At 63.4% G+C, this 17,497-nt stretch carries 21 protein-coding genes and 1 pseudogene; 9 read left to right on the forward strand and 13 right to left on the reverse strand.

Features of this window, described 5'->3' with window-relative positions:
* Window positions 1-2 precede the first annotated feature (2 nt).
* Both HTUR_RS21085 and HTUR_RS21090 read right to left on the reverse strand, forming a co-directional pair.
* Entirely contained in the window at window positions 3-776 is a 774-nt protein-coding gene (locus tag HTUR_RS21085; protein WP_012945370.1) for a 2-oxo acid dehydrogenase subunit E2, read from the reverse strand.
* 182 nt (window positions 777-958) lie between these two features.
* Window positions 959-1,231, reverse strand: a complete 273-nt coding sequence (locus tag HTUR_RS21090; protein ID WP_012945371.1) for a hypothetical protein — start codon at window positions 1,229-1,231, stop codon at window positions 959-961.
* An 89-nt stretch (window positions 1,232-1,320) separates the two neighbouring features.
* Here HTUR_RS21090 and HTUR_RS21095 point away from each other — a divergent pair, with 89 nt between their 5' ends.
* Window positions 1,321-1,674 (forward strand): thiol-disulfide oxidoreductase DCC family protein, encoded by a 354-nt coding sequence (locus tag HTUR_RS21095; RefSeq protein ID WP_012945372.1) that lies wholly within the window; start codon window positions 1,321-1,323, stop codon window positions 1,672-1,674.
* Window positions 1,675-1,885: 211 nt separating this feature from the next.
* On the opposite strand, the gene HTUR_RS21100 is transcribed toward HTUR_RS21095, so the two are convergent.
* The 5 genes from HTUR_RS21100 to HTUR_RS21120 form a co-directional block, all read right to left on the reverse strand.
* Window positions 1,886-3,532 carry a potassium channel family protein gene (locus HTUR_RS21100; RefSeq protein WP_012945373.1) on the reverse strand — a complete coding sequence of 549 codons (1,647 nt, stop codon included), beginning with the start codon at window positions 3,530-3,532 and terminating at the stop codon, window positions 1,886-1,888.
* Between the two features lie 75 nt (window positions 3,533-3,607).
* Complete coding sequence (locus HTUR_RS21105) at window positions 3,608-4,780, reverse strand: inorganic phosphate transporter (protein ID WP_012945374.1); 1,173 nt, start codon at window positions 4,778-4,780, stop codon at window positions 3,608-3,610.
* 45 nt (window positions 4,781-4,825) lie between these two features.
* Window positions 4,826-5,287, reverse strand: coding sequence for a YeeE/YedE family protein (locus HTUR_RS21110; RefSeq protein WP_012945375.1), 462 nt, complete (start codon window positions 5,285-5,287; stop codon window positions 4,826-4,828).
* Window positions 5,284-5,775, reverse strand: a complete 492-nt coding sequence (locus HTUR_RS21115) for a YeeE/YedE family protein (RefSeq protein ID WP_049942027.1) — start codon at window positions 5,773-5,775, stop codon at window positions 5,284-5,286. Before HTUR_RS21115 ends, HTUR_RS21110 begins: the two co-directional genes overlap by 4 nt.
* 20 nt (window positions 5,776-5,795) lie before the next feature.
* Window positions 5,796-6,989: an MBL fold metallo-hydrolase gene (locus HTUR_RS21120; protein WP_012945377.1), complete on the reverse strand. Its 1,194-nt coding sequence runs from the start codon at window positions 6,987-6,989 to the stop codon at window positions 5,796-5,798.
* Between the two features lie 270 nt (window positions 6,990-7,259).
* Here HTUR_RS21120 and HTUR_RS21125 point away from each other — a divergent pair, with 270 nt between their 5' ends.
* On the forward strand, window positions 7,260-7,505 hold the full coding sequence (locus tag HTUR_RS21125; RefSeq protein ID WP_012945378.1) for a sulfurtransferase TusA family protein: 246 nt from the start codon (window positions 7,260-7,262) through the stop codon (window positions 7,503-7,505).
* Window positions 7,505-8,095, forward strand: coding sequence for a DsrE/DsrF/DrsH-like family protein (locus HTUR_RS21130; protein WP_012945379.1), 591 nt, complete (start codon window positions 7,505-7,507; stop codon window positions 8,093-8,095). The genes HTUR_RS21125 and HTUR_RS21130 overlap by 1 nt, the downstream gene beginning before the upstream one ends.
* A 435-nt stretch (window positions 8,096-8,530) precedes the next feature.
* Here HTUR_RS21130 and trxA read toward each other — a convergent pair whose 3' ends face one another.
* The 3 genes from trxA to HTUR_RS21145 all read right to left on the reverse strand — a co-directional run bounded on the left by trxA (window position 8,531) and on the right by HTUR_RS21145 (window position 10,890).
* Window positions 8,531-8,890 carry a thioredoxin gene (gene trxA, locus HTUR_RS21135; protein WP_012945380.1) on the reverse strand — a complete coding sequence of 120 codons (360 nt, stop codon included), beginning with the start codon at window positions 8,888-8,890 and terminating at the stop codon, window positions 8,531-8,533.
* Between the two features lie 193 nt (window positions 8,891-9,083).
* Window positions 9,084-9,935, reverse strand: a complete 852-nt coding sequence (locus tag HTUR_RS21140) for a hypothetical protein (RefSeq protein WP_012945381.1) — start codon at window positions 9,933-9,935, stop codon at window positions 9,084-9,086.
* 316 nt (window positions 9,936-10,251) lie between these two features.
* The gene (locus tag HTUR_RS21145) at window positions 10,252-10,890 is read right to left on the reverse strand and encodes a hypothetical protein (RefSeq protein WP_012945382.1); all 639 of its coding nucleotides are present in this window, start codon (window positions 10,888-10,890) and stop codon (window positions 10,252-10,254) included.
* A gap of 114 nt (window positions 10,891-11,004) precedes the next feature.
* Here HTUR_RS21145 and HTUR_RS21150 point away from each other — a divergent pair, with 114 nt between their 5' ends.
* Window positions 11,005-11,844, forward strand: a complete 840-nt coding sequence (locus tag HTUR_RS21150) for a hypothetical protein (protein WP_012945383.1) — start codon at window positions 11,005-11,007, stop codon at window positions 11,842-11,844.
* A 30-nt stretch (window positions 11,845-11,874) separates the two neighbouring features.
* On the opposite strand, the pseudogene HTUR_RS26915 reads toward HTUR_RS21150, so the two are convergent.
* A pseudogene (locus HTUR_RS26915) lies at window positions 11,875-12,002 on the reverse strand (IS5/IS1182 family transposase); the annotation flags it as partial.
* A 16-nt stretch (window positions 12,003-12,018) separates the two neighbouring features.
* Here HTUR_RS26915 and hemG point away from each other — a divergent pair.
* Window positions 12,019-12,591, forward strand: a complete 573-nt coding sequence (hemG, locus tag HTUR_RS21155) for a menaquinone-dependent protoporphyrinogen IX dehydrogenase (RefSeq protein ID WP_012945384.1) — start codon at window positions 12,019-12,021, stop codon at window positions 12,589-12,591.
* Window positions 12,592-12,666: 75 nt separating this feature from the next.
* Here hemG and HTUR_RS21160 read toward each other — a convergent pair whose 3' ends face one another.
* Window positions 12,667-12,918, reverse strand: a complete 252-nt coding sequence (locus HTUR_RS21160; RefSeq protein WP_012945385.1) for a DUF7542 family protein — start codon at window positions 12,916-12,918, stop codon at window positions 12,667-12,669.
* A 252-nt stretch (window positions 12,919-13,170) separates the two neighbouring features.
* Here HTUR_RS21160 and HTUR_RS21165 point away from each other — a divergent pair, with 252 nt between their 5' ends.
* The 4 genes from HTUR_RS21165 to HTUR_RS21175 all read left to right on the forward strand — a co-directional run bounded on the left by HTUR_RS21165 (window position 13,171) and on the right by HTUR_RS21175 (window position 16,745).
* Window positions 13,171-13,764, forward strand: coding sequence for an HdeD family acid-resistance protein (locus tag HTUR_RS21165; protein WP_012945386.1), 594 nt, complete (start codon window positions 13,171-13,173; stop codon window positions 13,762-13,764).
* 134 nt (window positions 13,765-13,898) lie between these two features.
* A complete protein-coding gene (locus tag HTUR_RS27610; protein ID WP_187291497.1) occupies window positions 13,899-14,039 on the forward strand; it encodes a hypothetical protein in 141 nt (46 codons plus the stop codon).
* A gap of 2 nt (window positions 14,040-14,041) precedes the next feature.
* Entirely contained in the window at window positions 14,042-14,602 is a 561-nt protein-coding gene (locus HTUR_RS21170) for a class I SAM-dependent methyltransferase (RefSeq protein ID WP_049942028.1), read from the forward strand.
* Window positions 14,603-14,693: 91 nt separating this feature from the next.
* Window positions 14,694-16,745, forward strand: coding sequence for an ATP-binding protein (locus HTUR_RS21175; RefSeq protein WP_012945388.1), 2,052 nt, complete (start codon window positions 14,694-14,696; stop codon window positions 16,743-16,745).
* 97 nt (window positions 16,746-16,842) lie between these two features.
* Here HTUR_RS21175 and HTUR_RS21180 read toward each other — a convergent pair whose 3' ends face one another.
* Window positions 16,843-17,307, reverse strand: coding sequence for a nucleoside deaminase (locus HTUR_RS21180; protein ID WP_049941989.1), 465 nt, complete (start codon window positions 17,305-17,307; stop codon window positions 16,843-16,845).
* Window positions 17,308-17,497: the final 190 nt, after the last annotated feature.

Here is a 17,497-nt window from a genome sequence, read left to right on the forward strand (position 1 = left end):
ACTCAAAGCCCGTGAGCGGCCTCGAGAAGTTCTTTCAACCGCTGGACGAACCGCGCAGCGGGCGCCCCGTCGACCACATCGTGGTCGAACGTCACTGTGAGGCTGAGGTACTCCCGGGGTTCGATCTCCTCGTCGACGATACCCGGCTTGGTGGCGATCCCGCCGACCGTTAGCTGGAGCGTGTAGTTCGTCGGACTGATTCCCCAGCCGCCGCCCTCGCCGAACATTCCCACGGACGTTACGGCGACTGTGCCCGCGATGCGTTTCCAGCGTCGCGGAAACAGCTGCGGAAGTCGCCAGAACTGTCGCCGGACGACCCCGGGGAGCCGCATAGCCAGGGACGCCCACGGCGGCTGCGTTCCCCCGTCCGGGTTCCGCTGTCTCGTCCGAATCTCCTCGTGAATCGACCGTAGTGACCGGCGATTCGCCGCCCTGATGACGTGGGGGACGCCGATGCGCTCGCCGTCGATCGCCGTTTCGATTATCACGTTCACGTCGACGTCGTCGAACGAGATGATCCGACCCCGCCAGTCGCGGTACGCTTGGACGTGCGGATGGTCTTCGATCGCTCGCGCCAGACAGTACATGAGAAACGCGGTGAACGAGAGGCCCTCTCCCGTTTCCTCTTTTCGCTCGCGGATGCGTTGTCTGGCCTCAGTTACGTCGATCTCGACGAGTCCGTGAACGACGCTGCGCCGGCCGGCCACCCGCATGTAGTCGATCGTCCCTCGACGCTGGAGGGGGAGTGGCTCGACTGCCTCGCCCTGCTCGTCCATGAGGCCTCTAGGGAAGGAAGGACCATACCTCTTGGTTCACACCGACCGTTCTCGTCGCTCGAGTCCGCGTCCTCACCGAGGTCACTACAGCAGGCCAATACCGCGATCGCGAGCGGTGCTGCCGCGCGTTCGAGCAGTCGCCGTCGGGACGGATCGGTTCCGGTCATCCGTCACAGCGACGGCTAGATCGTCTCGTCGGGGTCGTGTTCCTCCACCATGCGCGTCGCCTCGGCGGCGTACCGTTCTCGCTCGTCCGGGTCCGCCACGCTCGAGAGGTCGTCGAGAGAGACGTCCTCGGTTGCGGTTACCGAGTCCAAATCGATCGCTCGTGCCGCGAGTTCCCGCCGGAACGCCCGAGTCCCGTCGGGCGTCGCGTACGTCGGGACGATGAGATCGCGATTGTTGTAGTCGCGCTCGACGAGCCACACGCGCACGTCGTCCGACTCCGATGGCATGAGAGCGCAAACGTGAACCGCGAGGATAGTCATTTGGAGCGTGATTTTAGTGTGTTCGGAACCTCGTTACGCACGACTTCGCCTCGAGTATGTCTCCATCGCCTCCACCGACGCTCGTCTACGACGACGACTGCGGGGTCTGTACGCGCGCGGCGCGGTTCGTCGATCGCCGCGCGGCCATCGACATCATCGGCTTCTCCGAGCTGACTCCGGAGTTGCGAGACCGGCTCCCCGCAGAGTACGAGCAGTGCGCTCACCTCGTCACCGAGAGGGCCGTCTACTCTTGTGGGGAGGCGATGGAGCGCGCCTACGAACTCACGGGGCTGCCGCCATCGCGTCTGTTACCGCTCTTCCGGAGAATTCCCGGGTACGAGTCCATTCGCGAGGGCGTTTATCGGATCGTCGCCGAGAACCGACCGCTGATCAGCCGGTTGCTCCCGTAGATCCCCCTCGAGAGCAGGGATACCGCGTCAGCCGAGGTCCCGGGCGTTCATAGTATCGGGTATGGCCGTCGGATTCCGTCTCCCTGTTCTTCGAAGAACGCCGCCGGACGGTCGGTCCCGGACACTTCCGGGCGGGTTCGCGGCCTCGAGCGTGCGTATCGCCGATCACGCTGGATGACTTCGAGCGGTTTCAGCGGTGGCGAACCGGCGCTCACTCCTCCCTGAGGAACGTCGTTTCGAACCGGTGGACGCTCTCGTCCGTCCCCGCGATAACGACCTCGTCGCCCGGTTCGAATTCGAAGGTGGCGGGATCGAACTCCGAGATCGTTTCCCCGTCGCGAACGACGACGAGGACGACGATGCCGGTCTCGGATCGGACGTCGGCCTCGACGAGCGTCCGACCCGCCAGCCGACCGACGGGAAGTTTGACGACGTCGATCTGTTTGTCCACCGCTAGCACTGACTCGTCCTCGAAGATCGTCGAGGCCAGCATTCGACCGCTGACCGTCGCCAGAGACTGAACGTACGCCGCGCCCGCCTGGTAGAGCTTTCTCTCGCTCTCCGGTTCGTTCGCCCGCACGATCACGTCGACGTCCGGGTTCAGATCGCTGACGATCAGCGTCGTGAAGATCGCCGTCGTGTCGTCGTTGAGCGTGACGATAACGGCCGATGCGTCGTCAATGTCCGCTTCGCGGAAGACGTCCGGTTCCCTGACGTCCCCCACGACGTCGACGCCCGCCTTCTCTTGCCGATCGATCACGGTTACGTCCGAGTTCGTCCCGGCGAGGACGTCAGCAGCGGTCGACCCCGCCTCGCCGTACCCGGCTATGAGGACCCGCTGGGACGAAAACGGCCGGACGGACGACGTCGCTTCCTCGCGCAGGGCCGCGATCCGCTCCGGTTCGCCGGCGACCAACAGTCGAACGTCGTCGTCCAGTTCCACGGTCGGATCCATCGGGCTTTCGAACTGTCCGTCGATCCAGACGCCGACGACGTCGACACCGAACCGTTTCCGGAGCCGTACCTCCTCGGCGGTCCGGTTACAGAGGTCGCTTCCCGCCTCGATGGAGAGTTCGACCAGTTCCAGATCGTTCCCGAGTTCGACGGCGTCGTCGATCACCGTCGTGACGGCCGTCGGGACCTGGCGGGCGAGGCTCTCGCCCAAAAGCTGTCGGGGAGACAGGACCTCGTCCGCACCCGCGATCCGGTGGTACGTGTCGAGCGCCACGTCTTCGACGAACGTCACGATCCGAACGTCCGGGTTCACCTCCTTCGCGGAGAGAACGATACTCGCGTTGATGTCGTCGGCGGCGTCGGCCACGACGGCCGTCGCCCGCCCGACGCCCGCGTTCTCGAGCGCCTCGGTCGACTCCGGATCGCCGTGTATGACCCGATACTCGTCCTCGTGGAGGACCGTCGCCCGTTCGCCGTCGGGTTCGACGATCACGTACTCCCGGCCCCGCGACTCGAGTTCCGAGAGGAACGCCTCGCCGCGAGGGGAGTACTCGCAGATGACGATGTGATCCTCCAGATCCGTCGCCGCCGTCGGTGCCGACGGCGCGAGCGCGTTCTGGAGCCACGGAACCGCGAACACGTCCGCGGCGGTGAGAATGAGCCCGATTCCGGCGAGTTGCATCCCAATCACCAGCAGGTTCATCTGCGGCGTCTGCCACGGCGCGTCTTGGCCGTATCCCGTCGTCGTGTACGTCTGAAAGACGATCTCGAGGGACCGATACAGCGGCTGCGGGCGGCCTTCCCACGCGGTCATGCCGTAGTTGTACAGGAGCGTAAAGAAGACGGTCGATACGACTACCAGTACGAAGTAATAGACGGTGCGACGGGATTTCCACAGCGACATACGGCTACTACCCGGTGCCGACCTGTTGAGCGTGTTGGGCGAACGGAGCAGTCGACTATCGCTCGCGAGACGTCGTCAGTTACCCATGACTAGCATCGATCCGTAGCCGAGTCCGAACGCGAGCGCGAACGATCCGACCCAGGCGACGACGGTGAGTCCCAGCTTTCGCGGACTGACGCCGGCTCCGCCGGCGACCGCGAGCCCGCTTCCGACGATCGCGCTCACGACGATCTCGTTGAACGAGACCGGCACCCCCAGCAGGACCGCACTCTGTGCGATGAGAAACGAGGGCACGAGCGTCGCGATCGATCGGCGCGGCCCCAACGACGCGTACTCCTGGGAGATCGACTTGATCATCCGCGGTGCGCTCGTCCAGGAGCCGACGAGGATTCCGACGCCGCCGCCGAGCAGGACCGCGATCGGCGACACCATCGGTAGTTCCTCGAGCAGCGGGAACAGCGGTCCGACGGCCAGCCCGACCTGACTCGCGCCCGCCGAGAACGCCACGAGTGCGCCGAGCGAGAGCAGGAACCGGCGCAGACCGTCGGCCTGATCACGTCCGACATCCCAGCGAACGACGGCCGCGACGAGCGTCCCGATCCCGAGGGAGACCGCGATCGTCGCGGCGGTGCCGTCGACGGGAACCAGCGTGGTCCCGGCGGCAGCGAGCGTTCCCCCGACCGACGAGAGAAACGCGAACTCGAGGTTCGCGACGACGGTGCCGACGATACCGGCGAGTATCGGAATGCTGAGGTTCTCGGGAACGTCCGGTCGCGGAAGAACGCTCGCGATTCCGTAGGCGATGCCCCCGCCGACGAACGGCGTGAGCACCCAGACCGCGCCGATTTCGGCGTACTTCCCCCAGGCCGGATCGCCGCCGAGTGCGAAGCCGACGCCGATGACCGACCCGGTCACGGTGAACGCGGTCGCGATCGGGTAGCCGGTGTAGATGCCGATCGCCATCAGTCCGGCGCCGATCAGCAAGACGACAATGACGCCGCTGACCGGGAGGCTGACTCCGTCCACGAGGCCGTTACCGACGGCTTCGGATACATTTCCACCCTGGGTCACTGCACCGGCGAAGCCGAGGACCCCGACGAAAAACGCCGCGCGCATCGTCGGAATCGCGTTTGCGCCGACGGCCGGTGCGAACGGCGTCGCGCCACTCGAGCCGGCGCCGATCACCCAGGCCATGAACAGGCTCGCAACGGCGGCGGTGACGAACAGCAGTATCGTTGCAGGTTCCATCAGTGTACAGAAAGCTGCAGTTTAGGTCTCGAAATTCGAGCGGCGTTAGTCGGCACCCGCCGGGGCGGTTTCGGCCGCGGTACGCTTGCTGCGCCAGACGCCTTGCAGGTAGGCGCCGGCGAACATGCCGACGAGCGCCCACAGGATGGTGATATTGCCGATCCCGAGGCTGGCGTAGGCGGCGCCGGGACAGATTCCCGAGAGCCCCCAGCCGACGCCGAATATCGCGCCGCCGATCAGGACGTTTCGGTCAAACGCCTTCAGCCGACGACGGTACGCGTCGCCCGTCAGCGGTGCGCCGTCGCGTATCCGGGGCATGACCGCGAAGGCGATCCCGGAGACGATCGCTGCGCCGAACATGACGAACAGCAGTCCGAAGTCGTCGAACTGGAGGAAGTCCAGTACAACCTCCGGTCGGGCCATGTGGCTGAACGCGAGGCCGAACCCGAAGATCAGGCCACCGACGAGGATCAGCGGCATGAACAGGGGATGGCGGTTCCCGTTCATGGTGACATCCCGATGGCCTGAACGAGCTGGGCGGTCACGATCGCGACCGTCAGGAACGTGATCACGCCGACGATCGACGTCTTCGACGCCGAGCCGACGCCGCAGACGCCGTGGCCCGACGTACAACCCTTGCCGATACGCGTCCCGATCCCGACGAAGACGCCGCCCACTAGCAGCCGCCAGGGCTGGACGTTCGTCGTCCACGCGCCGCCCTGCCAGACGGCGGCGTACACCGCCGCCCCCAGGACGATCCCCAGCGTGAACACGACGCGCCAGTCTCGAGAGGCGCGGTACTGCTGGAACCGCGACCGGTCCGAGACGTACGAGAGCGTGGACTCGAGGAACGTGCTCGCGCCCGCGGCGATTCCCGTCCCGAGGTAGATGACGACCGCGCCGAGGCCGACGAGCAGTCCCCCGATGGCGTATCGGGCAATCCCGTTTGGAAACGGCTCGGCCGGCACCGCCTGGGCGACGAGTTCAGCAGGCATTGCGATCTCGATCATGTCGATCAGTCATCCGCCAGCGACTCCTGGCTGGCCGCACAGTTGTTTGGACCGAGCTCGAGTTCGAACGCCTCCTCGTCGTCAGCCTCCTGCTGACCGAGGTTCGTCGGGATGATGTCCTCGTAGTTGGCCGGCCGCGGCGGCATGTCCGAGAGGATCAATTCGACGAACTCGTCTTCGTCCATCGTCAGGGCGTCCATCTCCGCCGTGAGCTGGCCGACCGGTGCCGTGTACGTGCCGTCGTCGGCGGGTTCGGCCGCGTCGCTGAAGTGTGCGCCGCCGATCAGCGTGTCGTCGGGTAGGGTCAGCACGCGCTCCTGCAGCGACTCGTAGAGCTGCTTTGCAGCGTCTTCCGCGCCCTCGTCGCCCTCCTCTAAGTCGGGGCGGGCGACGCTCTCGACGAACAGCCCGTCGCCGGTCGCGAGCAGCGAGTCGTCGATCAGATACGAGGTCATCCCGGAGGTGTGACCGGGCGTGTAGACGGTCTCGATCGTCGCCGAACCGACCTGGAACTCGTCGCCGTCCGCGGCCAGCGTCATCTCGTCGGCGTAGGTGACGCCGCGGTCGACCGCCGCCTCGGGGATGACGCCTTCGACGCCGACCGCGTCGAGCGAACGGACGCCCGAGATGTGGTCCGCGTGGATGTGCGTGTCGATCGCGTACTGTAGATCGACCCCCAGATCGTCCGCGTCTTCGAGGTACCGACTCGTGAACGCGCGCAGCGGGTCGATCACGGCCGCCTCGTCGCCGTCGATGAGGAAGTAGCCGAGACAGCCGCTCGAGGGACGCTGGTACTGGTAGAGCGTCCCCGCGCCGTCGTAGCGGTCGACTTCGACGCGCTCGTAGATGCGCGCCCAGCCGTTCATCCCGTCCTCGAGGTGGTCCACGTCGTAGCCGCGTTCTTTCAGCGTCCCGGCGACGTACTCGCTCGAGCCGCCCTTCGCACAGAGAACCGTAATTTCGCGGTCGTTGGGAATCTGAGCAAGGACATCGTCGTCGATCTCGTCGTCCAGGAACTCGAAGTACGGAACGTTGATCGACTCGACGTTCTCGCCCTCGATTCGCCACTCGTCGTACTCTGACTCCATACGAGTGTCGAGGAGCGTGACTGCTTCGCCCGCGTCGATCCGCTCCTTCAGCCCGTCGGGGCTGACCGATTCGACTTCGACGTCCGGCATTGGAAGGTCCATATCGTCCATGTACAGTCATCAGTATCGGCCGCTGGCACTTAAGGGTTCGGATAGTATTTTACAATACATACAATATAGAAGGGGCGAGATTATGGCCAGAATCGTAGTCCATCGGGTATAATTTTCATATAGCGCGCCCACAGGCGGTCTAACACTAGGATAAATCGCTAATCATCTCATTCGGCGTCTGTTCGGATGTTCGTGTATTGTGCAATAACCGATGCCCTTATGAGGGAGAGGGCTATATTGTACGATAGCTCCAATACGGAGCACAAAACAATGAGTTCGGAATACCAGACCGCGGAGACGCTGGACGTGAAAGGACAGTCCTGCCCGATGCCCATCGTGAAGACTAAGCAAGCGATCGACGACCTCCAGGCCGGCGACGTTCTCGAGGTCGTCGCGACGGACTCGGGCAGCATGAGCGACATTCAGGGGTGGGCCGACGGAACCGACGGCGTCGAACTCCTCGAGCAGGTCGAGGACGGCGATCTCTACACCCACTACGTGAAGAAGACGGAATAATGAGCACGGACAACCCCACCTCGTCGGTCGACGACGCCGATCCAGACGTCGACGCCGCCGAGCTGCAGGCGCTGCGCGAGCGCGTCGAGGAACTGGAGGAGTCGATGGCAGCGGTGGACACTGGCGACGATCAGAAGAAGATGACCATCGTCGCGACACAGGGAAGTTTCGACATGGCGTATCCGCCACTGATCCTCGCGAGCACGGCGGCCGCCTTCGGCTGGGAGGTCGTCGTCTTCCACACGTTCTGGGGACTCGACATCCTCCACGAGGAGAAGTCGGCGGACCTCAAGCTGAGCGCCGTCGGGAACCCGAACATGCCGGTCCCGAATGCCGTGGCCGCGCTCCCCGGCATGGACACGATGGCCACGAAGATGATGCAGAAGAAGATCGACGACAACGGCACCGCCACCATCGAGGAGTTGATCGACCTCTCGCTCGAGAGCGGCGTCGACCTGCAGGCCTGCCAGATGACCATCGAGCTGATGGACTACGACGAGGACGACTTCTACGACGGCGTCACCACCGGCGTCGGCGCGGCCACCGCGTTGCAACACATGGCCGAATCCGACATCCAACTCCTCGTCTAATCTTTCGCCGATACCGAGCCCGCGCTTCAAAGCCGAATCTACGCGTCCTCGAGCCGGTCGCCGACACAGAAAGCGATTGCCACGTTGAAAGAGACGGCGTGGGCGCCGATTGGTGGAGACGTGCCTCTGACAGAGTGTAGCGTTTCGAATACCGCGCTGACTACACCCGTTCCGATATGTGGGATCCTCTGTTATTATCCTTTCGTATTATAGTGTCTACTATACAATAATCCGCGAGCCATTTCTGCCAAAGAGACCGTCGTGGAATCGAAGGCGTTTGAGAGCGCTATCAAATCGCCATCAGCGCCGGCTGGCCGCCGATTCGGAGCCCTCGAGCCGACCTAGCGACTCGAGGTCGGCCTAAGTGGCGGGGACGGCCGCCGAAGGCCGACGATCACCGTGTCGCAGAAGTCGGCGCCGACGCCGGACGGCCGGTTACTCGGCGTAGTCGTCGATCAGCTCGCGGAGTCGGTCCTCCGGCAGCGCGCCGGTGTGTTGTTCGACCTGTTCGCCGTCCGCGAAGAGGACGAGCGTCGGGACGCCGCGAACACCGTAGGTGGCCGCCAGTTGCTGGTGTTCGTCCACATCGACTTTCGCGATCACGGCCGCTGTCTCGTCGGCCAGTCCCTCGAGGACCGGCTCGAGCATCTGGCAGGGGCCACACCAGTCGGCGTAGAAGTCCACGAGGACGACATTGTACTCCGCGGTGACGTCTTCGAGGTGAGCCTCGCTTTCGACGTGGAGGGGCTCGTCGATCGGTTCTCCTGCAGCACCGCCGCGTGCATCGGTTGCCATCAGTTCTCCGTACGAGCCGACGGCGTTTAAGGGTTATGTGTGTATTGCGCAATACAATCTGACGGAGAACTGGTGTCGCTATCGGATGTCACTCGGACCGCTACCGCGCCACGAGATCGGATGAACCCCGAGAGGAAGGGAGGAGAGGGGGCTCATCGAACACCGTCCCACCGCGGTGTTCGCGTTCGCTTCTTCATTCGTCACCAGTCAATGTGTTCGAGACCGGACTCGAGTCAGACGGGATCGAGCGGAGAAATCGAACCATCAGCACGACGCTGCCGAGCGTCAACGCCCCGAAGATAACGATCTGGGGGGCGGGAACGGCCTGCCCGTCTCGGATCATGAAAACCGCCATCGCCAGTACCGCTCCGCCGAGCGTGGCGATCTTCACGAGGAGAACGGCGGTGAACGCGTACCCATAGGGTCGGCCGACCCGCAGCCAGTACGCGGTGAGGACGAACGCGGGAACGATGATCCCGAGATCGAACGCGTAGATGACGGACGTCGGGAGTCCGGCCTCGACGATACTCGGTGGGATCGTCCCGGAGCGAATCGCGGGGAAGATTTCCGAGAGCCAGAGGAACGCTATCAGGACGCCCAGCAGCAGGTGGAACGCGACGTACGCCCGGTCGGACCGCCGCCCCACCGATCGCTTCAGCGCGGTCGCGTCCAGCCGGACCATCCCGCCGACGAACGTGAAGAGCGTCAGCCAGAGCAGCGTCGTATAGATCAGGTAGAGTTCGTTGAACGCCGTCATGAACGAGTAGGAAGCGTACGTGTAGAGCAGGTAGCCGATCACGCCCAGCCAGACGATGTAGCCGCGAAGCGATCCCCGGGTCGCGAAGTACAGCGACAGGACGAGGGCCGGCAACGCGACGACGAGCGTCAACAGGTCCTGTCCGTACATCTGCGGGAGGAGTACTGGCGCGTCGCGATAGAACCCGGGGACGAACAGCCCGACGGTCGTCGCGACCGCGGTCAAGATCGATATCACCGCCGTTGACAGGACGTACGAACGAGGAACAGGCGGGCGAGAAGTGGCCATGTGGCTACGGGTTCTTCGTTCGGTCACCTGTATCTACTGCCGACGGAGGCCGAAGTCCCCCGTTGGAGGAGCGTTCTGTCAGTACGCCCTGAAGTTTGGGACGATGACCGTGAACGCTCCCGAAGTGGCGTCCGACGCGTTCGTGTCGAGAGTACGGGAGTCCGCTGACAAGCCCGCTGCTTCAGCGGTGGGTAGCTGACGGTTGCTCCGATTCGTCGAGGCGGCATCCCTGTTAGCGCAACGTGCGGTGACTCGATATTCCTCGACGTTCTCAAAACCACTTCCAGCGCGCAATGATTCGACAGCAGCCAGCGGACTAGAAGAGTTCGTCGAGAGGCCGGTCCGCACCGTCTTCGGTCTCGATGTCTTCGTTCGGCTCGATAGGAGGAGCATCGAAGAGGCGGCCGCCACCGTGTTCTCGGGCAGCGAGCACGTCATCGATAAGTGTCTCTGTTTCGTCGTCTAGTTCTGGAATTTTGAGGGCATCGCTAACGTCTTCTGGCAGGTCTGGTCGAGGCGCATCCTGATGGCGTTTGATTTTCTCGGTGAGATAGAGATGTTCCTGCAGGGCACGCAGAACCGGGACGTACCGGAGGTAGCTGTACTCATCCAAGAGGGTGACCCCGTAGCTGGTCAACCCCCAGAACTCCCGTGGATCGTTACGCTCGGCCTCATCTCCACGGTATTTGTACTTCGCCATCACCTGCTTCTCTGCAAGCCGGTCGAGATGCTCCCGGATGGTAGAGCGATTCTTGGGCACGAGGTATTCGAACTCGTCGAGCGTCGCCAGGTACCGTGGATGCCCGAGCACGGCTTGGATGATGTGGTAGCGGGTTTCTTGCGTGAGGAATTGGTGTGCCCGTCGCTGTTTCTCGATCGGTAGGACGTCGTCACCGCCGAACGGGTCTGCCTCGCCGCCGATCGGATTTCCTGGACCTCCCACACTATTGCTCATACGTGTCCATTTCGTCTCCACTCACGTAACTATTCGGGATGGGCGAGTTGGATTTAGAGCGAATTTCCAACCCGAATGCGAGTTTTTAAGACGAACACGTCTGTAGTCGGATATATGAGTGGCCCACGGGTTCCACGCAATTCATACGCCATCTACCGGGCTGTCGACCGAATTTTCGAGGGAATTATCTCTCCGCCACAGGGGGACTACCACGCAGTCGTCCGCTATATGAACGAAGAACTCCCCCGGTTCGAGCAAGCCGATAGTAGCTATCTCATTCTTGGGAGCTACCGCAGCGAATACGGACGGCGCCTTCGAGAGTTCGCTAACTGTCTCAACATGCCGACGAACGCCGAATCGATCGTTCTCGGGGATACGATCAACTTAGATACCGCGGTCGTCCCCGAATTCGACATCAAGATCAACCTCCTCGGTGAGGCAGCAGATTACGTCGCTGGCGTCTATGAGAAAGAAAGCGGCGGTGAGAGCCCGGAACTCGGAGTCGTCAGAGCACTCTTCGCGAATAAGACGTTCGTATTCCCGCGTGACTATACTGGCCTCACCCGCGATAGCCTGGAGACACGAGAAGACGTCATTCAGGCTGCTCTGGTGGTGTATTACGCCGACTTCGATCATATCGAGAGTGAGCAGCGAGTCGCCGAGAAGAAGAAAGCGGAAATCGCATCGCTACTGACAGCAGCGCGAGAGGAAGGTATCGAGATCACCGAGCGAGAACTCACCGACGTGATCAAAGAGCGTCAAAACGATCTCGATGAGCCGCCCGCCGAATATAGCTGGGTCCATCTGAGCTTCTTCAAACGGTTCGAGGCGATGAACCAGTGCCACCCTTGGACGACGACGGCCGAACTGCGAGACCGTGCTGATGAGATGCCGGGGCCAGAACGCCCGCGGTGGGAAACTGAATTCGACGTAGGGATGTTCCGGGACGACTAGCCGGACTCACGGACATACGTGCCGTTCTGAATCGAGAATCGCGTGCGCATTCGTATCGACGACAACGCGACCTTCACTCGTTGAATCGGTAGCTTCGCCCGCTTCGTGTACTGGTTTGAGGCGTGGCTTCGGTCGAACCCTGAATTTTTTCGTCCTACTGATGGACCGCGTCGTATGGTATCTATCCTCGTGATATACGGAACGGGCGAGGGACAGACGGCAAAGATCGCCGAGACCGTCGCCGACGCGATCGAGGAGCGCGGTCACGAGACGACCGTGACCGACGTCGCGGCCGATTCGGGGTCGGTCGATGTCGACGATTTCGACGCGGTGCTGGTGGGTGCGTCGATCCACGTTGGAAAGCAGCAGGCCGCGGTCCGAACCTTCGCGACGGACCACCGAGACGCCCTCGAGTCGCGCCCGACGGGGTTCTTCCAGGTGTCGCTGTCGTCGGCGACGGACGACGACACGCGGCGGGCGGAGGCCGCGGGCTACGTCGATGCGTTCGTCGAGGAGACGGGGTGGCAACCCGATCGCGTCGGCCTCTTCGGGGGTGCGCTCCGGTATTCGAAGTACGGGTTCCTCAAACGGCTGGTGATGAAGCGGATCGCCAGGGAGGCCACCGGCGACACGGACGCATCCAGGGACTACGAGTACACCGACTGGGAAGAGGTCGAGGCGTTCGCGAACGACTTCGCCGCGTTCGTCGAGGGCCGACTCGGCGTCGCACCGCCGTCGTCGGAGTGATCGGCGTCGGCCGGGCAACCATCGAAGAACGTGAGGACCGAACGCCAGTCCGTCTACGACCGATACTGACGGTCGTCACGGCTCACCGTCGAGTCGGCGCCAGTCGAGCAGTGGCGAGTCCGAATTCGCACAGTCGGGCTCGCCGCAGACGCCCGCGTCGGCACCCGCCCGTTCGACGCCGGCGGCGACGCGCTTGATCTGCCAGTCGGCGTCGTGGTCCGTCTTCGATTCGTGATCGTTGAGCGCGACGCGGGCACTGCCCAGATTCGCAAACGACTCGCGGAACGCGCAGTCGCGACACTCGAGTACGACGCTGTCCTCGTCCATACGCGAGGGTCGGCCCAGCGCGACGAAAACGCTCCGGTCGATTTTCCGATTCGAACTCATTCGTCAACCCGCTCGACGGCTCACTTCAGAGCGGCAGCGTCGCGCGTCCCTCCGTCGCGACGACTGCAATGCCGGGAGATCCGCACGGACTCGAGCGGTCTCGGTTTCGGACCGGTCCGTTTCCCGGACAAACTGTCAATCGGTGTATATACTATATATCCGTGTGTGACGTTAGATAAACTGGTGAACCACATGAGTACAGTAACTGCGGACGCTGAAACGAGCGCGCTCGAGACGGAATGGAAGACGCTGGCGATCGCGGGCGGGATCGTCGCGATACTCGGCATCCTCGCCGCGGCGCTCCCGTTCGTGACCGGCATCGCGATGACGTACCTCGTTGGATCGCTCCTGGTGCTCGGCGGGTTCGTTCACGGGAGTCGCGCCGTCGCTGCGCGCGGACAGACCGGAACGCTCTGGCAGTTGACGCTCGCCGCGGTCTCGGTTCTGGGCGGTATCGCGGCGCTCGTGAACCCGATCGTCGGCCTGCTGACGCTCACGCTCCTGGTCATCGCGTACCTGTTCGCCGACGCCGTCGTCGAACTCGGAACGGCCCTCCGCATGGGACGCGACTCGGGCCGGGGATGGATCGCCGCCAGCGGCGCGCTCTCGCTCGTCCTGGCCGTCCTTCTCTTGGCCGGGTTCCCCGCTGACGCCGTCTGGGTCGTCGGCCTCGCCGTCGGCGTGAACCTGTTCGTGACGGGACTCTCGATGATCGCCGTGGCGTACGGCGGCCGTCGCCTCGCTCACGACGTCACCCCGCCGGCGGGAGAATCCCGCAGCGCGTGAACCGAATTCCCCGTTTCTTCTATGTGACGCATACCCACGAGTCAGTGTGAGCGCCGTGGAGGCGACGAAGCATGCCAGCGTATCGAGGCGTCGCAGCCGGAATTAATTTTATGAGCGGCTCAATACTGTACAGTATGATGTGTCCCATCGATCTCGCTCCCCATCTCTCGAGCATCCGAGCCGCGCGGCTCATTGGGAGGGCTCCGGACGACGAGACGGCAGGCACTGTCGCCGAGACCGGCGAACTCGTCGACAAAGCCGCCGAGGGTACGTGACCGTGGGCTACCACACGTTCGACGCCGGGCGGGCGGATCAGCTAGAACGGGCCGGACGGCGATACCGATTCCTCTCGGCCGAGGAACTGCTGTGGTCGCTCTCGCTGTCGCCGGACGATACCGTCGCCGACCTCGGCAGCGGCACCGGCTTCTTCACCGACGACGTCGCACCCCACGCCGGGGAGGTCCACGCGGTCGACGTTCAGGAGGCGATGCACGAGTATTATCGGGAAAAGGGCGTCCCGGAGAACGTCGCCCTCGTGACCAGCGACGTGAGCGACCTCCCGTTCGACGACGACGCGCTCGACGCCGCGTTCTCGACGATGACCTACCACGAGTTCGCGAGCGACGACGCGCTCGCGGAGATTCGACGAGTCCTCGCGCCCGACGGCCGACTCGTCGTCGTCGACTGGGCGTCGACCGGCTCCGGCGAGGATGGTCCGCCGGTCGACGAGCGATACAGCGCCGACGAGGCGGCGACCGCCCTCCGCGACGCCGGATTCGATATCGAACACGAGGCCGTCCGCCCGGAAACGTTCCTCTTGATCGCGACGCTCGAGTGAGTTTCCGGCCCGATTCATCAGTTTTTGACACCTCGTAACTCGCCTTCAGAAACCGACAGGGTAAACCACGTCTATGAGATAGAAGATCCAAATGAGTCGTGGTGGGCAACGATCTATAACTGATGTGATCGGTGACGTCACCCGAGCGTTGGTTCCGACCAACACCGAACCCGAGATGCGTCGCCGCGTTTGCGAGGCGTTCGTTTCATCGGAGGTGTACTCAGTTTCGTGGATCGGCCGCTATCTGCCGGAGCGAGACGACGTGATTCCGAACGCCTCCGCCGGGATTGCGGAGCAGACGCTCGAGGACGTCTCCATCGCTGCGGAGTCGCCTCGAGCGGAGCTGACGACTGAAGCGGTGCGCACGCGGGAGCTGACGGTCCGACGGGACCTCGTCGACGACCCGCCTTGTGAGGAGTGGCGCAACCACGCCCTCGAGCACGACTACCGAACGTGTGCGGCGATCCCGCTCGTTTACGAGGAGACGCTGTACGGCGTCTTGCAGCTGGCTACCGACCGGCCGCACGGATTCGGGACGTCCGAGCGAGAAGCGCTTACGGAGCTGGGCGTCACGATCGCCTACGCCCTCGACGATGCGGAGTCGCCCGCGAATACTGACCGCGACGAGCGCGAGGGAGCGGCGGAAGAGATGACGGAGGTGCCCATCGAGTCCGAGCAGAAACGACGGCTCTACGAGACCATCATCTCCAGTACGCCCGACCTCGTCTACGCCTTCGACCTCGACTACCGCTTCATCTTCGCCAACGACGCGCTGCTGGAGATGTGGGGTCAAACCTACGACGAGTCCATCGGCAACACCTTGCGAGAAAACGGCTACGAGCCGTGGCACGCGGAGATGCACGAACGCGAGATCGACCGGGTCGTGGAGACGAAAGAGCCCATCCGCGGCGAAGTCGCGTTCGAACACGTCGAACGCGGCCGCCGGATCTACGACTACATCTTCGCACCGGTACTCGACGACGAGGGCGAGGTCGAAATCATCGCCGGGACGACGCGCGATATCACCGAGCGCAAGGAGGCCGAGGAGGCGCTTCAGAAGAGCAAGGAGCGATTCAGAGCGTTGGTCACTGCGAGTTCGGACGTCGTCTATCGCATGAGTCCGGACTGGAGCGAAATGCACGAACTCGAGGGCAAGGAATTCATCGCCGATACGCAGGAATCGACCAGCGACTGGCTCGACAAATACATCCATCCGGACGATCAGGAACGCGTCACGGCGGCCATCGACGAAGCCATCCGGTCCAAGAGCACCTTCGAACTGGAACACCAGGTAGAGCAGGTCGACGGCAGCCTGGGCTGGACGTTCTCGCGTGCGGTGCCAATGTTGGACGAGGACGGCGACATCGTCGAGTGGATCGGGATGGCGAGCGACATCACCGAACGCAAGGCGTACGAGCGGGAACTCGAACAAACCAACGCGCAACTGAAACGCTCGAACCGAGAACTCAAGCGATTCGCCCACGCCGCCTCCCACGACCTCCAGGAGCCGTTACGGATGGTCTCGAGCTATCTCCAGCTACTCGAACAGCGGTACGGAGACGACCTCGATGCCGACGCGACGGAGTTCATCGAGTTCGCCGTCGACGGCGCGGATCGCATGCGGGCGATGGTCGACGCGCTGCTCGAGTATTCGCAGGTGAGCACCCGTGAGAACGACTTCGAGACGGTCGACTGCGAGGCGGTCCTCGAGCAGGCGACGGAGAATCTCCAGATGGCGATCGAGGAACGCGAGGCCTCCATCACGTCGGACGAACTGCCCACTGTGAGCGGCGACGAACGCCAACTGATTCAACTCTTCCAGAACCTCCTCGATAACGCCATCACGTACGCGGGCGATGCGCCGCCGACCGTCCACGTCTCCGCCGAGCGAGGGGACGGCGAGTGGCTGTTTTCGGTCCGCGACAACGGGATCGGGATCGACCCGGAGGAAACGGACGACATCTTCGCGGTATTCAACCGCCTGCACGCTCCCGACGAGTACGGGGGAACGGGTATCGGTCTCGCTATCTGCAAGCGCATCGTGACGATTCACGACGGCCGTATCTGGGTCGAGTCCGAACCCGGCGAGGGAACGACGTTCTTCTTCACCATTCCTGATAGTACTGGAGAAGGGACGACGTAGGCGGTGAGTGGTACTGTGGTTCGGTCGGCGTAGCGCTGTTCGGTGCGTCTGCCGTCGCGTCGTCGAACCGGGACGGCTCGAGCCGTGAGCTGACGGGTTACCAGTCGAAATCGCGGTGGAGCTGGCGGCCCTCCTCGTTCAGGACGGGGCCGGTAACATCGCTGACGCCGTCGAGGATCTCTGCCGACCGGACCGCCGGTTCGCTGTCGGTGAAGGCCGGGAGTTCGTCGCTGCCCACGCTGTAGACGACCCGTCCGAACCCGGCGCTGATCATCCCGCCGGCACACATCGGACACGGCTCCGTGCTCGTGTACATGACCGTCTCGGCGCGTTCGTCAGGGTCGAGTTCTCGACACGCCCGATACGCGAGGTGGAGCTCCGGATGGCGGCGAATGTCGTCCTCCGTGACCACGCGATTCGAGTCGGCCATGATGACCGTATCGTCTCGGACGAGCACCGTTCCGAACGGCCGGTCACCGCGATCGATGGCCTCGCGAGCGAGTTCGAAGGCACGGCGCATGTGCGCCTCGTGGTCGAACTCATCGAAGGTCGGTTCGGGCATGTCTGTACAGTGGCTCGAGTAGCACATAAACCGTGGTGGACCGACGCGTGAGTGTGTCCGGAGTGTCGTCACCCTCGTCGCGATCGACTCCGGACTCGATAGTTCGTGACAGTCAGGTGCTTCTCGAGCGCGGAATCGTTGGACCCAGTTTCGCTGATGTCTTTTCCCGTTCCTCGAATCCGCTCTCTTC

The sequence above is a fragment of the Haloterrigena turkmenica DSM 5511 genome (assembly GCF_000025325.1).
Classification (GTDB): Archaea; Halobacteriota; Halobacteria; order Halobacteriales; family Natrialbaceae; genus Haloterrigena; species Haloterrigena turkmenica.

What these genes read in the sequence shown, in the direction of transcription:
- HTUR_RS21115 (WP_049942027.1), bottom strand. Translation starts at nt 5,775, where the DNA reads ATGCCTGCTGAACTCGTCGCCCAGGCGGTGCCGGCCGAGCCGTTTCCA.
- HTUR_RS21165 (WP_012945386.1), top strand. Translation starts at nt 13,171, where the DNA reads ATGAGTACAGTAACTGCGGACGCTGAAACGAGCGCGCTCGAGACGGAA.
- HTUR_RS21175 (WP_012945388.1), top strand. Translation starts at nt 14,694, where the DNA reads ATGAGTCGTGGTGGGCAACGATCTATAACTGATGTGATCGGTGACGTC.
- HTUR_RS21180 (WP_049941989.1), bottom strand. Translation starts at nt 17,307, where the DNA reads ATGCCCGAACCGACCTTCGATGAGTTCGACCACGAGGCGCACATGCGC.
- HTUR_RS27610 (WP_187291497.1), top strand. Translation starts at nt 13,899, where the DNA reads ATGATGTGTCCCATCGATCTCGCTCCCCATCTCTCGAGCATCCGAGCC.
- HTUR_RS21090 (WP_012945371.1), bottom strand. Translation starts at nt 1,231, where the DNA reads ATGCCATCGGAGTCGGACGACGTGCGCGTGTGGCTCGTCGAGCGCGAC.
- HTUR_RS21140 (WP_012945381.1), bottom strand. Translation starts at nt 9,935, where the DNA reads ATGGCCACTTCTCGCCCGCCTGTTCCTCGTTCGTACGTCCTGTCAACG.
- HTUR_RS21150 (WP_012945383.1), top strand. Translation starts at nt 11,005, where the DNA reads ATGAGTGGCCCACGGGTTCCACGCAATTCATACGCCATCTACCGGGCT.
- HTUR_RS21125 (WP_012945378.1), top strand. Translation starts at nt 7,260, where the DNA reads ATGAGTTCGGAATACCAGACCGCGGAGACGCTGGACGTGAAAGGACAG.
- HTUR_RS21130 (WP_012945379.1), top strand. Translation starts at nt 7,505, where the DNA reads ATGAGCACGGACAACCCCACCTCGTCGGTCGACGACGCCGATCCAGAC.
- HTUR_RS21145 (WP_012945382.1), bottom strand. Translation starts at nt 10,890, where the DNA reads ATGAGCAATAGTGTGGGAGGTCCAGGAAATCCGATCGGCGGCGAGGCA.
- HTUR_RS21110 (WP_012945375.1), bottom strand. Translation starts at nt 5,287, where the DNA reads ATGAACGGGAACCGCCATCCCCTGTTCATGCCGCTGATCCTCGTCGGT.
- HTUR_RS21085 (WP_012945370.1), bottom strand. Translation starts at nt 776, where the DNA reads ATGGACGAGCAGGGCGAGGCAGTCGAGCCACTCCCCCTCCAGCGTCGA.
- HTUR_RS21160 (WP_012945385.1), bottom strand. Translation starts at nt 12,918, where the DNA reads ATGGACGAGGACAGCGTCGTACTCGAGTGTCGCGACTGCGCGTTCCGC.
- HTUR_RS21095 (WP_012945372.1), top strand. Translation starts at nt 1,321, where the DNA reads ATGTCTCCATCGCCTCCACCGACGCTCGTCTACGACGACGACTGCGGG.
- HTUR_RS21100 (WP_012945373.1), bottom strand. Translation starts at nt 3,532, where the DNA reads ATGTCGCTGTGGAAATCCCGTCGCACCGTCTATTACTTCGTACTGGTA.
- hemG (WP_012945384.1), top strand. Translation starts at nt 12,019, where the DNA reads ATGGTATCTATCCTCGTGATATACGGAACGGGCGAGGGACAGACGGCA.
- trxA (WP_012945380.1), bottom strand. Translation starts at nt 8,890, where the DNA reads ATGGCAACCGATGCACGCGGCGGTGCTGCAGGAGAACCGATCGACGAG.
- HTUR_RS21120 (WP_012945377.1), bottom strand. Translation starts at nt 6,989, where the DNA reads ATGGACGATATGGACCTTCCAATGCCGGACGTCGAAGTCGAATCGGTC.
- HTUR_RS21105 (WP_012945374.1), bottom strand. Translation starts at nt 4,780, where the DNA reads ATGGAACCTGCAACGATACTGCTGTTCGTCACCGCCGCCGTTGCGAGC.